The sequence below is a fragment of the Salarchaeum sp. JOR-1 genome (assembly GCF_007833275.1).
GTDB lineage: Archaea > Halobacteriota > Halobacteria > Halobacteriales > Halobacteriaceae > Salarchaeum.
On record NZ_CP042241.1, the window covers coordinates 304,949 to 322,403 of the forward strand.

The 17,455-nt window shown below is 70.2% G+C and carries 21 protein-coding genes; 11 read left to right on the plus strand and 10 right to left on the minus strand.

The window, feature by feature from the left end:
* Window positions 1-71 precede the first annotated feature (71 nt).
* On the plus strand, window positions 72-1,022 hold the full coding sequence (locus tag FQU85_RS02520; protein ID WP_145843979.1) for a MoxR family ATPase: 951 nt from the start codon (window positions 72-74) through the stop codon (window positions 1,020-1,022).
* Here the strand turns inward: FQU85_RS02520 and FQU85_RS02525 are convergent.
* Genes FQU85_RS02525 through FQU85_RS02540 form a run of 4 tightly spaced genes read right to left on the minus strand, consistent with a single transcriptional unit; the run spans window position 1,019 to window position 4,258 of the window.
* Window positions 1,019-1,516, minus strand: coding sequence for a hypothetical protein (locus tag FQU85_RS02525; RefSeq protein WP_145843980.1), 498 nt, complete (start codon window positions 1,514-1,516; stop codon window positions 1,019-1,021). The two genes, FQU85_RS02520 and FQU85_RS02525, sit on opposite strands and share 4 nt — an antisense overlap.
* Window positions 1,513-2,775 (minus strand): DUF58 domain-containing protein, encoded by a 1,263-nt coding sequence (locus tag FQU85_RS02530; protein WP_145843981.1) that lies wholly within the window; start codon window positions 2,773-2,775, stop codon window positions 1,513-1,515. The genes FQU85_RS02525 and FQU85_RS02530 overlap by 4 nt, the downstream gene beginning before the upstream one ends.
* Entirely contained in the window at window positions 2,772-3,326 is a 555-nt protein-coding gene (locus FQU85_RS02535) for a hypothetical protein (RefSeq protein WP_145843982.1), read from the minus strand. Before FQU85_RS02535 ends, FQU85_RS02530 begins: the two co-directional genes overlap by 4 nt.
* Window positions 3,323-4,258, minus strand: a complete 936-nt coding sequence (locus FQU85_RS02540; protein ID WP_145843983.1) for a DUF4129 domain-containing protein — start codon at window positions 4,256-4,258, stop codon at window positions 3,323-3,325. Before FQU85_RS02540 ends, FQU85_RS02535 begins: the two co-directional genes overlap by 4 nt.
* 98 nt (window positions 4,259-4,356) lie before the next feature.
* On the opposite strand from FQU85_RS02540, the gene FQU85_RS02545 reads away from it, so the two are divergent.
* Genes FQU85_RS02545 through FQU85_RS02575 form a run of 7 tightly spaced genes read left to right on the plus strand, consistent with a single transcriptional unit; the run spans window position 4,357 to window position 10,993 of the window.
* Window positions 4,357-6,489: a type II/IV secretion system ATPase subunit gene (locus FQU85_RS02545; protein ID WP_145843984.1), complete on the plus strand. Its 2,133-nt coding sequence runs from the start codon at window positions 4,357-4,359 to the stop codon at window positions 6,487-6,489.
* Window positions 6,486-8,303 (plus strand): type II secretion system F family protein, encoded by a 1,818-nt coding sequence (locus FQU85_RS02550; RefSeq protein ID WP_145843985.1) that lies wholly within the window; start codon window positions 6,486-6,488, stop codon window positions 8,301-8,303. Before FQU85_RS02545 ends, FQU85_RS02550 begins: the two co-directional genes overlap by 4 nt.
* Window positions 8,300-9,004 (plus strand): type IV pilin, encoded by a 705-nt coding sequence (locus FQU85_RS02555; protein ID WP_240792448.1) that lies wholly within the window; start codon window positions 8,300-8,302, stop codon window positions 9,002-9,004. Before FQU85_RS02550 ends, FQU85_RS02555 begins: the two co-directional genes overlap by 4 nt.
* Window positions 8,997-9,440, plus strand: a complete 444-nt coding sequence (locus FQU85_RS02560) for a hypothetical protein (RefSeq protein WP_145843986.1) — start codon at window positions 8,997-8,999, stop codon at window positions 9,438-9,440. The genes FQU85_RS02555 and FQU85_RS02560 overlap by 8 nt, the downstream gene beginning before the upstream one ends.
* Window positions 9,437-10,099: a hypothetical protein gene (locus FQU85_RS02565; RefSeq protein WP_145843987.1), complete on the plus strand. Its 663-nt coding sequence runs from the start codon at window positions 9,437-9,439 to the stop codon at window positions 10,097-10,099. Before FQU85_RS02560 ends, FQU85_RS02565 begins: the two co-directional genes overlap by 4 nt.
* Window positions 10,092-10,493: a hypothetical protein gene (locus FQU85_RS02570; RefSeq protein WP_145843988.1), complete on the plus strand. Its 402-nt coding sequence runs from the start codon at window positions 10,092-10,094 to the stop codon at window positions 10,491-10,493. Before FQU85_RS02565 ends, FQU85_RS02570 begins: the two co-directional genes overlap by 8 nt.
* Window positions 10,481-10,993, plus strand: a complete 513-nt coding sequence (locus tag FQU85_RS02575; protein WP_240792449.1) for a hypothetical protein — start codon at window positions 10,481-10,483, stop codon at window positions 10,991-10,993. Before FQU85_RS02570 ends, FQU85_RS02575 begins: the two co-directional genes overlap by 13 nt.
* A 12-nt stretch (window positions 10,994-11,005) precedes the next feature.
* On the opposite strand, the gene FQU85_RS02580 is transcribed toward FQU85_RS02575, so the two are convergent.
* Genes FQU85_RS02580 through FQU85_RS02595 form a run of 4 tightly spaced genes read right to left on the minus strand, consistent with a single transcriptional unit; the run spans window position 11,006 to window position 14,112 of the window.
* Complete coding sequence (locus tag FQU85_RS02580) at window positions 11,006-11,599, minus strand: thioredoxin family protein (protein WP_145843990.1); 594 nt, start codon at window positions 11,597-11,599, stop codon at window positions 11,006-11,008.
* A 54-nt stretch (window positions 11,600-11,653) separates the two neighbouring features.
* The gene (locus tag FQU85_RS02585) at window positions 11,654-12,148 is read right to left on the minus strand and encodes a hypothetical protein (protein WP_145843991.1); all 495 of its coding nucleotides are present in this window, start codon (window positions 12,146-12,148) and stop codon (window positions 11,654-11,656) included.
* Window positions 12,145-12,918, minus strand: a complete 774-nt coding sequence (locus FQU85_RS02590) for a P-loop NTPase (RefSeq protein ID WP_145843992.1) — start codon at window positions 12,916-12,918, stop codon at window positions 12,145-12,147. Before FQU85_RS02590 ends, FQU85_RS02585 begins: the two co-directional genes overlap by 4 nt.
* A gap of 39 nt (window positions 12,919-12,957) precedes the next feature.
* Window positions 12,958-14,112 carry a Xaa-Pro peptidase family protein gene (locus tag FQU85_RS02595; protein WP_145843993.1) on the minus strand — a complete coding sequence of 385 codons (1,155 nt, stop codon included), beginning with the start codon at window positions 14,110-14,112 and terminating at the stop codon, window positions 12,958-12,960.
* 89 nt (window positions 14,113-14,201) lie between these two features.
* Between FQU85_RS02595 and FQU85_RS13685 the strand changes: the two genes are divergently transcribed.
* A complete protein-coding gene (locus tag FQU85_RS13685) occupies window positions 14,202-14,327 on the plus strand; it encodes a hypothetical protein (RefSeq protein WP_255473802.1) in 126 nt (41 codons plus the stop codon).
* A gap of 181 nt (window positions 14,328-14,508) precedes the next feature.
* Complete coding sequence (locus FQU85_RS02600) at window positions 14,509-15,030, plus strand: type IV pilin (RefSeq protein WP_206022056.1); 522 nt, start codon at window positions 14,509-14,511, stop codon at window positions 15,028-15,030.
* 7 nt (window positions 15,031-15,037) lie between these two features.
* Here the strand turns inward: FQU85_RS02600 and FQU85_RS02605 are convergent, their stop codons facing one another.
* Entirely contained in the window at window positions 15,038-15,328 is a 291-nt protein-coding gene (locus FQU85_RS02605; RefSeq protein ID WP_145843994.1) for a hypothetical protein, read from the minus strand.
* A 216-nt stretch (window positions 15,329-15,544) separates the two neighbouring features.
* Entirely contained in the window at window positions 15,545-16,597 is a 1,053-nt protein-coding gene (locus FQU85_RS02610) for a tyrosine-type recombinase/integrase (protein WP_145843995.1), read from the minus strand.
* A 568-nt stretch (window positions 16,598-17,165) separates the two neighbouring features.
* Between FQU85_RS02610 and FQU85_RS02615 the strand changes: the two genes are divergently transcribed.
* Complete coding sequence (locus FQU85_RS02615) at window positions 17,166-17,444, plus strand: transcriptional regulator (protein ID WP_206022057.1); 279 nt, start codon at window positions 17,166-17,168, stop codon at window positions 17,442-17,444.
* Window positions 17,445-17,455: the final 11 nt, after the last annotated feature.

The following is a 17,455-nucleotide window of genomic DNA, read 5'->3' on the forward strand; positions in this document are numbered from 1 at the left end:
GGTTTCGCGCTTGTAGGTTTCGGTTCGGTGGCACCGGCAGACCTTTGGGCGCGCCGTCGGGGACGTGTTGTATGAACGTCACGCAGGCGAGCGAGGAGTCGTCGGCCGTCCTCGACGCCGTCTCGGACGCGGTTATCGTGGATCGTGAGGTGCTCGAAACGGTGCTCGTCGGGTTTCTCGCGCGCGGCCACGTGCTGCTCGAGGACGTACCGGGAACGGGGAAGACGCTGACGGCGCGGAGCGTCACGACCGCGCTCGGCCTCGAGTTCTCCCGCGTGCAGTTCACGCCCGACCTCCTGCCCGCGGACGTGATGGGGACGCACGTGTTCAACGAGAAGACCCGCGAGTTCGAGTTCCAGGAGGGGCCGATTTTCGGGAACGTCGTGCTCGCGGACGAGATCAATCGCGCGCCCCCGAAGACGCAGGCGGCGCTGCTGGAGGCGATGGAGGAGGGGCAGGTGACGGTCGGCGGGGAGACGCACGACTTGCCCGAACCGTTCTTCGTGATCGCCACCCAGAACCCCGTCGAGCAGGAGGGGACGTTCCCGCTGCCGGAGGCGCAGCTCGACCGGTTCGTGGTGAAGTCGAGCCTCGGGTACCCGGACGACGCGGGCGAGGTGGAACTCCTGCGGCGGCGCGCGGGCCGCACCGATCAGAGCCCGAGCGTCGACACCGTGCTCGATATCGAGGGCGTTCGGTCGCTCCGCGCGGTGCCGGAGGACGTGCGAGTGAACGACGACGTGCTGGAGTACGTGTCCGCCGTCGCGCGGTCGACCCGGGAAGACCCCCGCGTCGAGGTCGGCGTCAGCCCGCGCGGCACCCAGCGGTTGTTCGAGGTGGCGCGGGCGCGCGCTGCGGTCCGCGGGCGCGAGTTCGTGACGCCGGAGGACGTAAAGCGGATGGCGGACGCGGCGCTCGCGCACCGACTCGTGCTCACGCCGGACGCGTCAGTGCAGGACGTGTCGAAGCAGGACGTGGTCGAGAACGTCCTGGACGGCGTTCCGGTGCCGACGGTGGACTAGCGGAGCGCGCCGAACAGCGCGAGCGCGCCGGCGGCGAGCAGGACGACCGCGGCGACCGGGCGGCCGTCGGCGCCGACGAGGTAGACAGCGTAGCCGGCGGTGACGGCGAGCACGGCGACGCCGACGGTGAGCGCTGCGTGGACGAGTTCGGCGTTCCGAGTGCGGGCGTCCGCGCCGACGTGCTCGCCGAGGCCGATGCCGTGTTCCGCGAGATCCCACGCGGCGACGGTGAGAGCGGCGGCGGCGAGCGGCGCGAACACCGCGGTTCTGACCGCTATCGCGGCGAGCAAGGCCGCGAGGAAGACGACGGCCGCGCCGGCGGTGACGGGAAAGCGCGACCCGGAGAACGCGCCGTACGCGAACGCGAGGACGCCGACGGCAGCGACGGCAGCGACGCCCGTGGAGACGCTGGTGACGAGGAGCGTGGCGACCGTGAGGGCGACCGTGGCGGCGGTCGCGGTGTTCCGGGGCGGCGTCGGTTCGAACTCCGTCACGCCCGCCACCTCCGTTCCGCGGTCGCGAGCGCGACGGCGAGCGGCGTGCCGGCCTCCCAGTCGAGCACGCGGATGCCGGCGCGTCGCACCGACCGGACGCGGAGGCGGCGCTCGACGCGTGCGAGCGTCTCACCGACCTCGGTTCCGCCCGTCGGGTCGGGGGACACGACTGTCACGGCGTGGCCGTGCGCGTCGAGCCGGCGGGCGAACGCGGCGACGCCGTCGTCGACGAGCGGAGTGACGCAGACGACCTGCGCGTCGGACGGCAGACGGGTGAGGAGCCGGGTCAGCGTCGTTCGGCCGAAGAACGGGGCGTCCGGCGGGAGCGGGTCGAACGCGTCGTCGAGCGCGAGCGCGCGGCGGAGTCGCTGTCGGTGGTCGCGGCCGAGTCCGGGCGGGAGCCACGCAGTCCGGGGGCCGTAGCTCGCGACGCCGACGCGGTCGCCGGCGTCGAGCAGGGCGTCCGCGACCGCGCCCGCCGCACCGACACTCCGCTCGACCGCGGATTCGCCGTCGGGGTCGGTGACGTACGCCTGCTCGCGAGTGTCGACGACCAACACGGCGGTTCCCGCGCGTTCCTCGCGGAACTCGACGGTGGCAAGGTCGCCGGTGCGTGCGAGTCGCTGCCAGTCGAGCCGGGAGAGCGGGTCGCCGCGGCGGTACTCGCGGGTCGCGTGGAACTCGACGCCCGTCCCGCCCTCGTTCGTGGTGAGCCGGCCGACCTGCCGGGTCGCCTGCGCGCGCAGCGGAAATCCGTCGAGCGCGTCCAGTTCGGGCACGCACCGGACGGCGTCGTCGCCCGCGACGTCGGCCGTGGTTTCGACCTCGACCGAGCCGGCGGCGTCCCGCGCGACGACGGTGAGGTCGCCGAACGCGTGATCGCCCCGGCGGGCTTCGACGCGGTAGGAGAAGCTGGCTTCCTTCCCCGCGCGGAGCGCGGTCGCGAGCCGCGGCGACCCCTCGGTGACTTCGAGGGAGTCGGGAACGCCGTCGACGAGTCGGAGGTCGGGGAGGAACCCGCCGTCGTTGTGGACGGTGACCGTCACCGAGACCTCGTCGCCGCGCTCGGGGTCGGTGTCGGAGATCGCGCGCTCGACCGAGAGGCGAGGGCTCGGCGCGGTGTCGAAGCGCGCGTATCCGGCGTACGCGCCGCCGACGACGCCGACGAGGAGTGCGCCGGGCGCGGTGAACAGGAGCGCGACCGCCGCGGAGAGAAACGTGACGGCGGCGATGCCGCGCCAGCGCTCCGTCTCGGTCATGCTTCCTCCACGAGCGCGGCGAGCTCCTCCGCGGCGCGGGTCACTCGGCGGTCGAACGCCGCCGTTCCGGCGAACACGTCTCGTATCTGGAGGCGGAGCGGTCGGCCGGGTGCGGTTCGCGCGAAGAGCGCGGCGGCGTGCGGGTCGTCAGTCCACGTTCCCGCGTCGAGCGCGTCCGCCGCCTCCTCGGTCGTGTACTCGCCGTACGTGGTGAGCACGTCGACGGCGACGTCTCGGAGGGCGTCGCGGACGTGTCGAGCGTCCCGGTTCATTCGCCCGCGTGCGGCGGCGCGGGCGCGATCGGTGACAGCGGCCCCGGGCCGGTCGAACGTCACGCGCGACTCGACCTCGGAGAGAGACGCCGACTCGCGGGGAGTCTTTCGGCGGGCGTTCAGTCCGCGAACCGCGAGTAGGAGCGCGACGACGCCGAGCGCGACGACGCCGGTTCGGTTCGCGCCGAACGCGCCCGCGAACCCGGGCGCGACGACGAAGACGACGCCGAGCGCCACCGCGAGTACGCCGGCGGCGAGCGCGAACCGCCGCGTGTTCACTGCTCGTCACCCCCGTAGGCGGCCTCGATGTCGCGGAGCGCGTCGAGCGCGCGGCGTTCGCGCTCCCCGGTCACGGGTTCGTCGCCGTACCTGACCTCGCGGAACACGTCGGTGAGCGTGTCGACGTGCCGCGGGTTCATACCGGCGTCGCGGGCGGCTCGCGCGAACTCGGCGGGCGTTGTCGACTCCGGGGACGCGATGTCGAGGTGCGCCGTCATGTCACGCCACGCCCGGTAGACGGCGTTCTCCACGTCTGCGTCGTCCTCGATGCGATCCGCGGCGACACCCGCGGCGGTCGCGACCGCGTCGAGCGACCGCTCGCGCTCGGCGGGCGGTTCCGGAGCCGGCTCCGCATCGTCGTCGCCGCTTCCGCGGAGGAAGAGGTAGACGAGGACAGCGAGCGCGGCGACGACGACGAGGAGGAGGGCGGGCGGCGTGGTGACGGCGTCTACGGCGTTGCCGCCCGCGCCGCCGCCTCCCGTGGGGAGGGTTCGGTTCACCACCCGGTCGACGGTCTGCCGGATGGGTTGTCGGGAGGTTCCGCACTTCGTGAGGAACGCGTGGATGAAGAGCAGGGGGACGAAGAGGACGAAGAAGAGCGCGCCCGCGACCAGCGTGTTCGTCCGCCAGCGAACGAGGAGGAACGAGAGGGCGGCGAGCACGGCGGCGAGCGCGAAGAACGTCGGCGTGAGCAGGAATGGCACGCAGACTGTGAACGCGTTCGCGAACGGCGAGACGCCAGGGCTGGACGTGTTACCGGTGCTGGCGGGAACGCCGTCCCCGCGTTCGGGGATGTTTCCCGGGCCGCCTCCGCCACCGAAGCCGCCACCGTTCCCGGCCGTCGTGGTCGGGTTCGCGAGCGTCGCGGCGGCGAGGCCGAGCGCGACGACGACGAGGAGGGCGACGACGAGCGCGATCCGGTTCCGCTTCACGTCATCGATTTATCGTATCGTTCGTAAAGTAGTATCGCACGACGGATATCGCCGACTATTCTGAAAATTTAAATACGTATTAGCTTGATTCTAATTTCGTGACTGTCTCCCCCGAGGTGCCCGCGCCGGTGCCGCCCGACGCGGCCGACGCCTGGTACGCCCGCGACGTTCACAGCCAGTACGAACCGACGCCCGGCGTCGTCGTTACCATCACTCGCGACCACGGCGCGTTCCGCTACCGCGTCCGCGAACCAATCCTCACCGCCGCTGAACGTGACGCTCGCAGTCGCGTCAGCGACTACTTCGAGCGCGGACACCCGAACCAACCGCGGACGCGGGAGGGGGCTCGCGAGCGCTACGCCGCCGGGTTGGACGACAAACATCGACGCGCCGTCTCGCGCCTCGCCGACGCCACGCCAGCGGGCGAGCGTCGCCTGTGGTACTACGCGCTCCGGGACGTGCGGTGTCTCGGCGCGCTCACCCCGCTCGCCCTCGACGACCGCGTCGAGGTCGCGGACGCGGACGGCGAGACCCTCGTCGTCCACACGACCGAGTACGCGCCCGCTCACACCGACGTCTCCGCCGACGCCGACGCGCTCGACCGCTTCCTCTCCGAACGCCTCGACGCATACACCGTCCCGTTCCGCGAGTTCGACGTGCCGGTCGTCGTCTACCGCGAACACGTCCTCGGCACGGACGCGTTCGACGTGCGGTACGCCGTCCGCGAACCCGACCTCCTCCCCGGCGACCGCGCACTCCTCGACGACTGCAAAACCCACGTCTGGGACGCCCGCGTCGGCGACCTCGTCGACGACCACGCCGCGTTCGTCACCGAACACGCCGACCGCTACCTCGCGCGCCGCCTCACCGCGCGGAACGCCGGCCGCTGGCTCGACACCCTCGAACACCGCGCCCGCGACGCCCTCGCGGCCTACGACCTCGCGCTCCCGCCGGTCGACCGCCGGTTCGCGGACGACCGCCTCGACGACCTCCGGTACTACGTCCTCCGCGACTTCGTCGGGCACGGCGAACTCACCGTCCCCGTCCGCGACGACCACCTCGAGGACGTGGAAGCGAACCGCGTCGGCGAACGCGTCAAGGTCGTCCCCCGGCACTCGCTCTGGAAGGACGGCCGCATCCCGACGAACCTCGTGTTCGACGACGAACGGTCGTTCGTCGACCTCGTCACCCAGCTCGCCGCCGAGGACGGCGTGGAACTGAACGCGAGCAATCCCAGCGCGAAGGTCAACATTCGGCCGGACGGCGTCGGAGACGACGTGACCGTCCGGTGCGCCGTCGCGCTCCCCGCCATCAGCGCCGACGGCCCGCACGTCTCCATTCGGAAACAGGCCCCGGACGCGCTCACGCCGACCGACCTCGTGCGGACGGACTCGGTTTCGCCGGAGATGGTCGCACTGCTCTGGATGGCGTACGAACACCACGGCGTCGTCGTGTTCTCCGGCCCGACCGGCGTCGGGAAGACGACGCTCATGAACGCCCACGCGCCATTCATCCCCCACCGCGACCGCCCCGTCAGCATCGACGAGGGCTCCCGGGAGGTGAGCCTGCCGCACGAGACCGGCGTCTCCCTGACGACGCGCGACCACGAGAACCCGCACAAGCGCGTGACGATGGCCGACCTGATGACCGAATCGAATTACCTGAACCCCGACGTGGAGATCATCGCGGAGATCAACACGCCCGAGAGCTTCGAGACGTTCGCGGACGTGCTGAACACGGGCCACGGCGTCATCGGCACGACGCACGCGGCGGACGCCGACCGCCTCGTGAACCGCGTGGTCGAACAGGGACTCCCCGCGTACCTCCTGCGCGAAATCGACCTCGTCGTCTTCCCCCGGCACGTCGAGGGCGAACGCTACGTCGGCGAGATACTGGAGCTCGTGGACGAACCGGCGTACGACCGCCTCCCCGCGGACGAGCGGGGGCGCATCGAGAAGGACGACACCGTGATTCACTACCATCGGGTCGCGGGTCGCCGCGAGGGCGCGTTCTCGTTCGCGGACGCGAGCGAAATCGCCTTTTTCGACCGGCTCGCCGCGCACACCGACCGGCCGCGAGAGGCCGTCGTCAGCGAGTTCGAGCAGAAACGGCGGTACGTCGAGTACTTCGTGCGCGACGACCTGAGCGACCGCGACGACCTGTTCGCGTTCCTCGCCGACCTGCGGACGGACGAGGCGGCGACCGTCGAGCGCGCCGCGGGGGACGCGTGAGCGGCGTCCTCGACCGCGCGCTCTACGCCCTCTTCGGCGGGCACGCCGACCGCCGGCGGCACGCGACTGACCGCCGGCGGTACCGCGGCACCACCGCCAGCGAGGGGTTCGACGTGTACCTCGCGCGGCTCTACGGCGCGTCCTGGCTCGCGTTCGCCCTCGTCGCCGCGCTCGCCGGCAGCCTCGCGTGGCTGACGCCGCTCGTCGCGACCGTCGCGAACGCCACCGGACTCCTCACGCCGTTGGTGACGGCAGCGCTCGTCGGCTCGCTCGCAGGGTTCCTCGCGAAGCGCGGCGTCCTGCTGGCGGGCAGCCTCCACTTGCGCTGGATGTTGCACGCGCGACGCGCTGACATCGACCGCACGCTCCCGAGCGCCGTGCGCTACCTGCGCGTGCTCGCGTCCGCCGGCTCCGGGGAGCGAGCGCTGTTCGACGCCGTCGCCGCCCGGGAGCGCGCGTACGGCGAGACCGCCGTCGCGTTCGGCACCGTCCGAAACAAGGCCGCGCTCTCCGGCAGTCTCGGGCAAGCGCTCCGCGTGGTGGCACGCGACACGCCGTCCCGGGACGCGCTCGCGCCCTTCCTCCTGAAGTTCCGCGAGCACGCCGCGACCGGGCCGGACGCCGTCGAGCAGTTCCTCCGCCTCGAAGCCCGAATGCTCGCGAACCGACAGGCGCGCGCTCGCACGGAGGCCGAGGGCTTCCTCGAACTGCTCGCGGAACTGTTCGTCGTACTGCTCGTGATGCCCGCGCTCGTCGTCGTCTCCGTGACCGTGATGAGCGTGCTCGCGCCCGGTCTCGGCGCGCCCGTCGCGATTGCGGGGCACGTGACGACGCCGCGGACGCTCCTCGTCGCCGGCTGCGGCGTGTTCGTGCTCGCCATCGGCGCGGTTGCGGCCGCGCTCGTCGGCGTGATCCGGCCGAGCGGGTTCGGCGACCACTGGACGCGCTCGCGCGGGCTCGGCGTGCTCGCGAACGCGCCGCGCAACCCCGCGGACGCCCTGGTCGTCCTCGCCCCGCTCGCGCCCGGCCTCGCGGTCGGGTTCGCCGCGCTCGGCGTCGGCGTCTGGGACGCGCTGGTGCTCGCGTACGCGGGTGTCGCCGTCCCCGTCGGGGCCGTAGCGGCGCGGCGGGCGCGGGCGGACGACGCGAAAGACCGCGAGTTGAAGGACGCCGTGCACGCCATCGCCGGCCACGTCAGCCTCGGCGTGCCGTTCGCGGACGCGGTCGGCCGCGTCGTCGGCGACGGGTCGCTGGACGCGCTGCGCGCCGACACCGCCGACCTGGCACGGCGCCTCGACCTCCCGCACCCGGGTGCCGATCGGCGGAGTATGGCGCTGTCCGCGTACGCGGAGCGCGTCGGCACGCCGCTCGCCGACCAGGCAATCGGGCTCGTCGCGGGCGCGCTCACCGCCGGCAGCGAGGTCGAAACCGCGTTCGACGCGCTCCAGGCAGAGGTCGGACGGCTCTACCACGAGAAGAAGGCTCTCCGCTCGGAGCTCGCGGTGTACGTCGCGGTCGGCTGGACGACCGCCCTCCTCGTGGTGGGGATCGTCGTCGCGATCAACGCGTACGTTCTCGACAGTTTCGCGCAGCTCTCGACGGTCTCGACCGCCACCACCGGTCTGTCGCTCGCGCCGGACGCCGTCCAGCCCGAACGCGACCGCCACCACTTCTACCTCGTGACGCAGGCGACGATGCTTTCTTGCGGCTGGTTCGCCGGAATGGCGAGCAGAGGTCGGTACGCCGCGCTCCTTCACTCCGGCCTGCTCGCGATCGCCGCGTTCTGCGCGTTCCGCATCGGAGGGTTCGCGTGAACCGCCGCGCGCAGTCGAACGTCGTCGGCGTCGCCATCCTCCTCGGCCTGACAGTACTCGCGCTCGGCGCGGTGACGGCGAGCGTCGGCAACCTCGTCGAGACGAACGCGGCCGCGGCGGACGCGAACCGGGTCGCGTCAGACCTCGCGGCGACCGTGCAGCCGGTTCGCACCACCGGCGTCCGCGTGGGAACGCTCGCGTTCACGGACGGCCGACTCGACACGGTCGAACGCTCGATACGCGTCCTCGACCGGTCGGGGGTAGTGCTGGAACGCCCGGCGAACGCGCTCGTGTTCGAAGCGGGCGCGTACACCACGACCCTCCTGGGCGGCGCGGTGACGCTCGGCCGCGACGGCGGCGGACGGTTCGTCCGCGAGCCGCCGATAACCGCGGACGAGGACGTGCTCGTCGTCGGCTTGCCCGTGCTCGACGGCACAGTGGTCGCTGGCGGCGAGAGCAAGCGCGTGCGCCTCCACACTCACGTCACGCACGCCCGACACGACCTTGGAACAGCCGCCTATCGTGTCGCAGTTGAGACAGCCCGCCCGAGGCCGTGGAAGCAGTTCTTCGCGGCCGCGAACGCCGCTATCTCCGTCCGGGATTTCGACGGCGATGGCGTGACGAGCGTGGTCGCGCGGTTTCCCGGCGAGCGCGCGGGGTACGTCGTCGTCCACCGCGTGGAGGTGTCCCGCCGTGGATGACCGCGGCGTCGCGCCGGTCGTCGGGAAGGCCCTGGAGGCCGGTATCGTCCTGCTGTACGTCGGCGCTGTCGCTGCGGCGATGTACGGCTCGGTCGTCCCCGACTACCGGGCGACCGCCGGGGACGCCGTCGCGGAGCGCGCGCTCGCCGCCGCGGCCGAGGACGTGGAGGCCGCGATACCCGCAAGGGTTCGGACGGCGACCGTCCGCGCGGACGTCGCGCTCCCGGACACAATTCGCGGCCGGCACTACACCGTCGCGGTCGAGAAGCGAACGCTCGTCCTCACGCACCCCGATCCCGACGTGGGCGCGCGAGTCCGACTGTCGCTCCCGGACTCCGTAACCGCCGTTTCGGGAGCCTGGTCGAGCGCGACGCCCGCCGCCGTACGGGTGATTCGAGAGCACGGCGAGACGGTGGTTCGGTTGGTGGCGCGATGAGGGGGCAGTTGAACCTCCCGGCGCTCGGCGTCGCGCTGTTGCTCCTCACCGCGGCGACGGGCGTGAGTCTCGCGATGGCGAACGGCGCGTTCGACGCCGCGGAGCGCGACCCGATAGCCGACCACGCTGCGACAGCGCTCGCCGACCGCCTCGTCGCCGCGGACGGCCCGCTTGCGGCCCGACAGAACGTGCTCGACGCCACCGAAATCGAGGGATTGGATGCCTCCGAACTGCGGTCGCTCGTCGGCGAGCGGGACGCGGTCGTGCGACTCGACGGCGAGGTCGTGGCCCGGACGGGCGACGTGTCGAATCCGCGGACGGTGCGGCGGCTGGTGCTCGTCGCCGCCGTCGAGACCAGGACGCTCACTCCGGCTGTCGAGCGCGGCGCGGGGGTGACGCTCCCGCGGCGCACGGGTTCGGTGACCGTGACACTCGACCCGCCCGCGGGAACCCTGGTTCGGGCGGTGCGCGTCAACGGTCGAATCGTTCTCCTGGCCGAGGCGGGCCTCCAGGGCCAGTTCGCCCTCGACGTCTCGCGCTTTCGCACCACGCGCATCGCGTTCGACGCGACCGATCGTTTGCCGGCGGGGAGCGTCACTGTCGAATACGCGGTCGAGCGGACGGAGAAGGGCGTGCTCGGGGTGAGCGTCGATGCGTAGGGCGCAACTCTCGCTATCCGCTATCGAAGCGGGTGTCGGCGTCCTGCTGGTGTTCGCGGTGACGACGGGGTTCGTGCTCGGCGGTCCCGCGCCTGCGGGGAACGCCCAACTCGACGCGTACGCGACCGACCTCGGCGCGGTGCTGGCGAACGACGCGCCCAGACATGGAGCTGCGACGCGGCTGGCGGAGGTGACGCGCTCCCGGGAGGGGTTCGACCGTGAGGCCGACGCTCTCGCGGCGCGAATCGTCCGCGTGCTCCCCGAGAACCTGATGTATCGCGTGGGCACCGAACACGGAGCGGTCGGGTATTCGCGGCCCGACGGCGTGGCGTACGGGACGGCGCGTCACGCGACCCCCTACGGGACGGTGACTATCTGGGTGTGGTACGCGTGAACCGCCGCGGCCAGCTCGTGCTCGTCGCGGCGGCAGTGGTCGCGCTCGCGCTCGTCCCCGTCGTCGCGGCCTACCTCCAACTCGGGTACGCGCCCGGGTCGGAGACGACCGCGGAACCGCGGCCGGGCGCTGACGCCGAGCGGTTGTTGTCCCGGGCGGTGGCGCGCGCGCCCGTCGTCGCCGGCTACGACTGGGCGGACAGCGCGGAAGCGGTCGCGGTCGTTCGGGACGCGCTCGCGCCGCGACTGGACGCGCTCCGAACCGCGCGCCTGACCGGCGGAACGGCGGCCGTCGTGGCGTACGCGCCCGGAGTCGCGGACTCGTGGGCGGCCTCTGAGTGTCCGTCGGGGCCGAACCGCCAGTTCGGCGCGTGTCGCGCGGACGGCGGCGTTGTCGTACAGGAGCGCGGCGGCCGCACGCACCTCGTTGCGGTCGCGGTCGCGGTGCGCGTCGTCTCCGACAGGCGAACCGCGACCCTCACGCTCGTGGTGGAGCGCTGACTCGTCAGTGGCTCAGAGGTCGCCCCAGTAGTCGGGTTCGTTCCCGGGTTTCCACTTGATGGTGCAGCCGCGGGCGGGCGCGAACTCGCGGGTCACGTCCTCGCCGGCGAGGACGGTGTCGATGGCGTCACGCATCTCGAACCCGGGTTCGCCGGACGGTTCCGAGTCGGGCGACTGGGCGTCGTCGAGGCGGCCGTGGTAGGCGAGTTCGAGGCCGTCGCGGTTCGCGAAGAGGAAGGGGTCGGGCGTGCAGACCGCGCCGTAGGCCGCTGCGGTCGTCTGGGATTCGTCTCGGAGGTAGGCGTCGTAGGCCACGGTTCCCTCGCGGACGGCGTCGCGCATCGCCGCGAAGGAGTCGTCGGGGTAGGCGTCGGCGTCGTTGGAGTTGATGCCGACCACCGCCACGTCGTCGTAGTCGGCGGCGATGGCGTTCAGGGTCGGGTGTTTCGCCTGCGCGTACGGACAGTGGTTGCACGTGAACACGACGAGCAGGGCGTCGCACTCACGGAAGTCGTCGGGAGAGTACGTCTCGCCGTCTGTTCCGGGGAGGGAGAACTCGGGTGCCGGGTCGCCGCGGTCGAGCACGCGCGTTGATTCGCCTGCCATGCCTGGAGAAACGGAGAGCGGTCGGAAAAGCGCTCGGCCCGCGGACGCGTTCGCCTACTCGAACCCCCACTCGTCGGCGCGGCGTTCGGCCGTTTCGCGGGCGCGCTCGCGGATGTCCGCGATGGCGTCGTCGTCCGCGAGGAAGGCTTCCACGGCGTCGAGCGACCCGGCGTCCGCGTCGGCCGTGTCGGGCGCGCGCTCGCGGGTGCGGGCGGCGAGCGCGTCGTCGCCCGCGAGGTGAGTGGCGGGAGCGTCGGGCGCGACCGCGCAGTCGGCAGGCGGGGCGGGCGCGGGGTCGGCGTGGAGTTCGACGCGGACGGGACCGGGGTTCGCGAACGCGGCGAGCGCCGCGCCGCCGGCGCGGCCGTCGCTGTGGCGTGCGTGCGTCGGGACGCCGTCAGCGAACCAGAGGGTGAGGCGGTCAGCGGCGTCGAGCAGGAGCGTCTGCTGGGGTTCGAGAACCGCGCGGCCCGTGTGGGCGGCGTCGAGCGCCGTTTCGAGGGGTGCGGCGGTGTCGGGGACGGTGCGAGAGAAGACGAGGCGGCTCATACCTCGTCGGGGACGACGGCGCGTCGGAACCGGTCGGCGACGCCGGCCTCGCTCCCGGGTTCGACGGCGAGTTCGTCCGCGATGCGGCGGTAGGCGTCCGCCGCGGGACTGTCCGGCGCGTGCGCGAGGAGCGGTTCGCCGGCGCGGCGGGCGTGCCGTGCGGCGGCGTCCTCCGGGACGTTCCCGAGGATTGGGCCCTCGAAGTAGCGTTCGGACTGCGCGGCGACGCGCTCGACGCCCGCCTCGTCGCGCACGCGATTGTAGACGACGCCCGCCACGTCAGTCTCGTAGGACGCGGCGTACTCCTGCACCTTGAGCGCGTCGCTCAACGCTGGGACGGTCGGCTGAGTGACGAGGACGACGCGATCCGCGAGCACGATCGGGAGGACGGCGCGGCGGGAGGCCAGTGTCGCCGGAGAGTCGAGAAGAATGACGTCGGTATCGGCGGCGAGCGTCGCGATCACGTCCCGGAGGCGGGTCGGGTCGGCGGCGCGGAAGTCGCCGAGGTCGGTGCCGCAGGGGACGACGCGCAGCCCGAAGCGCTCGTAGGTAGCGTCGGCGACACGGGCGTCGGCGTCGCCGAGGAGGAGGTCGTGGAGGGTTGTGTCGGCGTCCGCGAGGCCGGCGTGGAAGAGCAGGTTCGCCATCCCGGTGTCGGCGTCCACGACGGTGACGTCGTAGCGCGCCGCGAGCGCCATGCCGAGCGCGAGCGTGCTCGTCGTCTTCCCCGTCCCGCCCTTGCCGCTCGCCACCGAGAACACCTCGACCATTAGTTCTCCCGAAGCGGTAGCGAGTAATAAAGTCGGGGGTTAGAGCGTGTTCGACTCGAGATCCCGCGGGAAGTACGTCAGTTGGTCGGTGCCGTCCTCCGTGATTGCGACGGTGTCGGAGTGCCGGTAGCCGTACGTGTCCGTGTAGATGCCGGGTTCGATGGTGTAGACGTGCCCGGGTTCCATGGTTCCGTCCGCGCCCGCGTCGATGTACGGCGGTTCGTGCGCGCCCAGGCCGATGTTGTGCCCGACGTGGTGCTGGGCGTACTCCGCGACGCCCTGCTCCGCGAAGTACTCCGAAACGAGGTCGTCGACGTACGCGAGTTCGACGCCCGGGCCGAGCGCGTCGATGGCGATGGTCTGCGCTTCGAGCATCAGTTGGAAGTAGTCCGCTTGCTCGTCCGTTGGTTCGCCGACGAACATCGTGCGTTCGAGTTCCGAGTGGTAGCCGTCGACGTTCGCCGTCGCACCCGTCACCAGCACGTCGCCCTCGCTGAGCCGTTCGTTCGCCGTGTGGCCGTGCGGAAGCCGCGTCTGCTCGCCCGCGATGTAGCCCGCGTGCACGGGACCGTCACCCCGCGTCCGCACCGCGTACTCGTCGCCGAGCGCGTCCAGCATCGCCCGCGACCCCTCCAGCGACGCGCGCTGACTCACCGTCACCGGATGCGCGCCCGCCTCCGTGTGCTCCGCGAGGTGGCGGTGCGCGAGGTTCGCCCAGCGCGCCGACTCCCGAATCAGCTCGACTTCAGTGTCGGACTTCGCGTACCGCAGCCGCGCCACCCAGTCCTGGCTCTCCACGTCCACGAACTCCGAGAGCGCCGGCCCCTCGTAGCCCATCACGCCCGGCGCGCCGTCCATGTCCGCCGCCACCGCGTCGGCGTCGAGGTCGTCCAGCATCTCCGCCGCTGTCTCCACGGGCGCACCCTGCGGGTAGTCGAAGTAGGAGTACACCGCGTCGAGACGGGGATTCTCGGAGACGCGCTCCACCTCCAGCCGCGGCACCGTAATCGCCGCCTCGTCCATTGTCACCGCGAGCACGACCGGGCGCTCCGTCTGGATGTGCGCGAACCCCGAGACGTACTCGATGCTCGTCGCGCCGAACCACACGCCGGCGTCCACGCCAGCGTCCGCGATACGGTCGCGAACCGCGTCCAACCGCCGGTCGAACTCGCTCCCGGGGACCTCCGTGTACATACCGAGAGCGACCGCGACCACGCCGAAAAAACCACGCCTCCCGGAAATCCGCCACCACGCCCTTCCGACCAGAGCACGACGGATACCACGTGAACACTCACACCAAACTCCTCCTCGTCGGCGCCGTCGTCTTCGCGCTCCCCATCCCCGGGACGTTCATCCTCGGCGCGCTGATCCTCCTCACCGGAACCGCACTCTACTGGCTCCGCGAGTGAAGTACAGCATCGGCGCGTCAGACACGACGGCGCGTCTATTCATTCGTGGCGCCGGCATTTAAGAACCTCTGGTGCTCACTAGCGGATACGCACACGAGGAAAATCACGACACCGACTGACCCCCACCGGATTTTCCGGACGACCTCAGTACGCGTGTTGTGCTCTCGGTGCCCATCCAATCATGAAACTGAGTATTCCATCCATCGACGCCGATGAACGCGGTGTCAGCCCCGTCATCGGGGTCATTCTCATGGTCGCTATCACGGTCATTCTGGCGGCCGTCATCGGCGCGTTCGTCCTCAACCTCGGACAGGACATCCAAGACACCGCCCCACAGGCCAGCATTGACGCCGTCGACGCAGGAGAGCCGCTTAACGAAAATAACCCGGACACGGTTCTGTACCTTAACCACCAGCAGGGCGACTCCATCAAACAGTCCAACCTCCGCATCACCGTCTCGAACGAGAGTGGCGCCCAAATCGCGGATATCACCTGGAACAGTAGCGCTGACAACTGGGACGCCGATAGTAACAGCGAACTGAACATCTCGGGCGAACTCGCGGACGGTTCGTTCGACGCTGGAGACCAGCTTACAGTCGTGGAGAAAAACGATGAAAACGTCACTGCGGGCACGTTGACTGTCCAGGTCATCGACGTTTCGTCTGGGTCGACCATCGCGACCCCCACCGTGCGAGTCCAGTAACCCTCGGTCAGGTCTCCCTTCGGTTCTTCCGCTGGTTCACGAGGTCGAGTAGCCGCCAGAACGCCATCGCACCGCGGGTCGCCGCGCCGATACCGCACTCGCGCGTTCCGGATCGCCGCCTCGCCGCGGCCCGCGCGAGGACCGCTTCGACGGTGCCGAGTGCGCGGTCGATCCGGCGGGCGCACTCACGAACGCCGTCGTCGCCCTGGCGGATGGCCTGAGAGGCGTCGCGCTCGGCGGCGATGCGTTCGTCGAACAGCGATCCGGCGAACGCCGTGAACGTCGCCTGCTCACTCACCGGAACCAGAGACCGCGACACGCTCGGCGGAGCGCCACGCGCTCGTCTCGATGGACTCCGCCCAGTAAGAGGAATAGAGCGATAGAGATGTTTCTACCGTCCGTTTACGGAGCTTCGGCTTCTGCGTGGAATCGACGGGAGGAGAAGTCCGCCCTCCCCGCCTTGAATTTCCGGGACGGCGCGGCGTTCGGAGTGGCGCCAAGTCGGCAGTCATCGTTACAGCCCCTCCAAGTGTTCACGGCGCTGCTCAGCACGCTGTCGCTCGCTCCGGCGGTCGTAGTGCTTGTCCAGAACCCGCTCGCTCGCGTCCATCCGGTCGCTCACCACAACCCGCGGCACGTCCGCGAGACGGTACGCCGTCACCCGCCCACTTCGGGCGTCGTGCGGCGACCGCGACGACGGACACTTACTCATCTTCCCGGTCTCCGTCGCCACGCACTCCGCCGGATCGCGGTCGTGCGGACACTCCTCACCGAGCCAGCACGGACGAGTGACGCGGTACAGAACGTCTCGAACCGTCGAGCGGGCGATACGTCCCTGACGCGTCGTCACCAACGGCTCCCGGCCGTGGTCGTCCTCCACCTCGTGACGTGGGCCGGCGAGGTAGTCCCGAAGCACACCGGCGACGTACTCCGAAATCCCGTTCCAGCGCTCGCTCTTCTCGTCGTTCTTCAATCCCGTACCGGTGTCGGGCCGATGGACGAAGTGAACCGCCGGGCCGCCCGCGTTCGGCCGGTCGCCGTCGAGGTCGAGGTCGCGGAGGTCGAGCGCTCGAAGCGCTCCGATTCGACAGCCGGTGTTCCAGAGGACGAGTAGGACGACGTGGTTCCGGCTCGCATAGTGGTACTGCGCGAGGTAGTCGAGAATCGCCTTCGCGCGGTCGGGGTCGAGCGTCGTCTCGCTCACGTCTTCGCCGTGGCTCACTTGTGGAAGCGGAACTTGCGTGAACAGTTCTTCTCCGACAGCGTCCACCTCGCCACAGAACCGGAGGAACGCTCGAATCGTAGCGAGGTCGCCGCGGAGCGTGACGTTCCGGAGTTCCTGTCCGGTGTAGCCGCCCTCACGCCGCCAGACGCGGTACTTGTAGAGATCGCGGCCATTCAGGTCGTTCATGTTCTCGATGCCCTCTTCTTCGCACCATGCGACGAACGCGCGAAGCCGGTAGTCCTGGCCCTCGCGAGTATCGGCAGTGAGTTCGTCCTGACGGGCCTCAAGATATAGCTGGCGCGCTTCGTCGGGGCCGAGTGCTTCCAAATTCGCACTACTCATCCCGGCCACCTCGAGAGTCGTCAGCCGTGTTACTTTCACTCGGTTCGCTAGTCTCTTGCCGCTGGTCGTCTTGTGTAGTCATGTCTCGTCTTTCTTGCAGACCGGGGGTTTCCCGGTCTGTGTGTCTCGGCGAGACCGCGACCCACAGCACGCCCGAACCTCCCACAGTTCAGTGAAGGCGTGCTGGCTCGGTCGCGACTGCGCCGGAAACAACGTGGTTTTTCGCGGGTTACACTTAGACCGTTAGTAACGCCGGGGTGGAAATGAAACTGGTTCGCGTAGCTCTCGTATCGAGGGATTTCACAGCGGAGCGAGCGCCCCGCCGGATTCCTTTGGTTAAGTACGGACGCGTCCAGTTTCATGATGTGGTTCAAGCGCGCGGCGGCCGCCGTATGCCCATACTGTTTCTCACGGCCGCCCGCGCCCACCTCCCACAACTCGACACATACACTTAGACGTTTGCAATAGAACTTGCATACATGAGAGTTAGATACTATTCACGGAAGACACCGGAGCGACTAAGCGCGCATTGTCCAACAACCCACGTATGCGGCCCCGAGTGCCCGGTATGAACGAGGTAGACGACGCTATCCTAGAGTTCTACTCAGACCTCGGGGAAGTTGGAGGGAAGCGCGTCGCCCTTCCCCCAACCGCCGTGAAGCGCCACCTCACCGACGAACTCAAATCGCTCGATAAGTCCCTATCCACATATTCGCGCAGGATGAATAAACTCGAAGAGCGCGGGCTCTTAGAATCCCCCTTCAAGGAAGGGTCGTACTATCGGATTACGGACAAGGGCCTCGCGTATCTCGCGGGTGAACTGGACGCGAGCGACCTCAAAGAGTAGTTTTATTTCTC

What these genes read in the sequence shown, in the direction of transcription:
- FQU85_RS02580 (WP_145843990.1), bottom strand. Translation starts at nt 11,599, where the DNA reads ATGGCAGGCGAATCAACGCGCGTGCTCGACCGCGGCGACCCGGCACCC.
- FQU85_RS02520 (WP_145843979.1), top strand. Translation starts at nt 72, where the DNA reads ATGAACGTCACGCAGGCGAGCGAGGAGTCGTCGGCCGTCCTCGACGCC.
- FQU85_RS02565 (WP_145843987.1), top strand. Translation starts at nt 9,437, where the DNA reads ATGAGGGGGCAGTTGAACCTCCCGGCGCTCGGCGTCGCGCTGTTGCTC.
- FQU85_RS02590 (WP_145843992.1), bottom strand. Translation starts at nt 12,918, where the DNA reads ATGGTCGAGGTGTTCTCGGTGGCGAGCGGCAAGGGCGGGACGGGGAAG.
- FQU85_RS02600 (WP_206022056.1), top strand. Translation starts at nt 14,509, where the DNA reads ATGAAACTGAGTATTCCATCCATCGACGCCGATGAACGCGGTGTCAGC.
- FQU85_RS02595 (WP_145843993.1), bottom strand. Translation starts at nt 14,112, where the DNA reads ATGTACACGGAGGTCCCCGGGAGCGAGTTCGACCGGCGGTTGGACGCG.
- FQU85_RS02585 (WP_145843991.1), bottom strand. Translation starts at nt 12,148, where the DNA reads ATGAGCCGCCTCGTCTTCTCTCGCACCGTCCCCGACACCGCCGCACCC.
- FQU85_RS02530 (WP_145843981.1), bottom strand. Translation starts at nt 2,775, where the DNA reads ATGACCGAGACGGAGCGCTGGCGCGGCATCGCCGCCGTCACGTTTCTC.
- FQU85_RS02615 (WP_206022057.1), top strand. Translation starts at nt 17,166, where the DNA reads ATGAACGAGGTAGACGACGCTATCCTAGAGTTCTACTCAGACCTCGGG.
- FQU85_RS02570 (WP_145843988.1), top strand. Translation starts at nt 10,092, where the DNA reads ATGCGTAGGGCGCAACTCTCGCTATCCGCTATCGAAGCGGGTGTCGGC.
- FQU85_RS02610 (WP_145843995.1), bottom strand. Translation starts at nt 16,597, where the DNA reads ATGAGTAGTGCGAATTTGGAAGCACTCGGCCCCGACGAAGCGCGCCAG.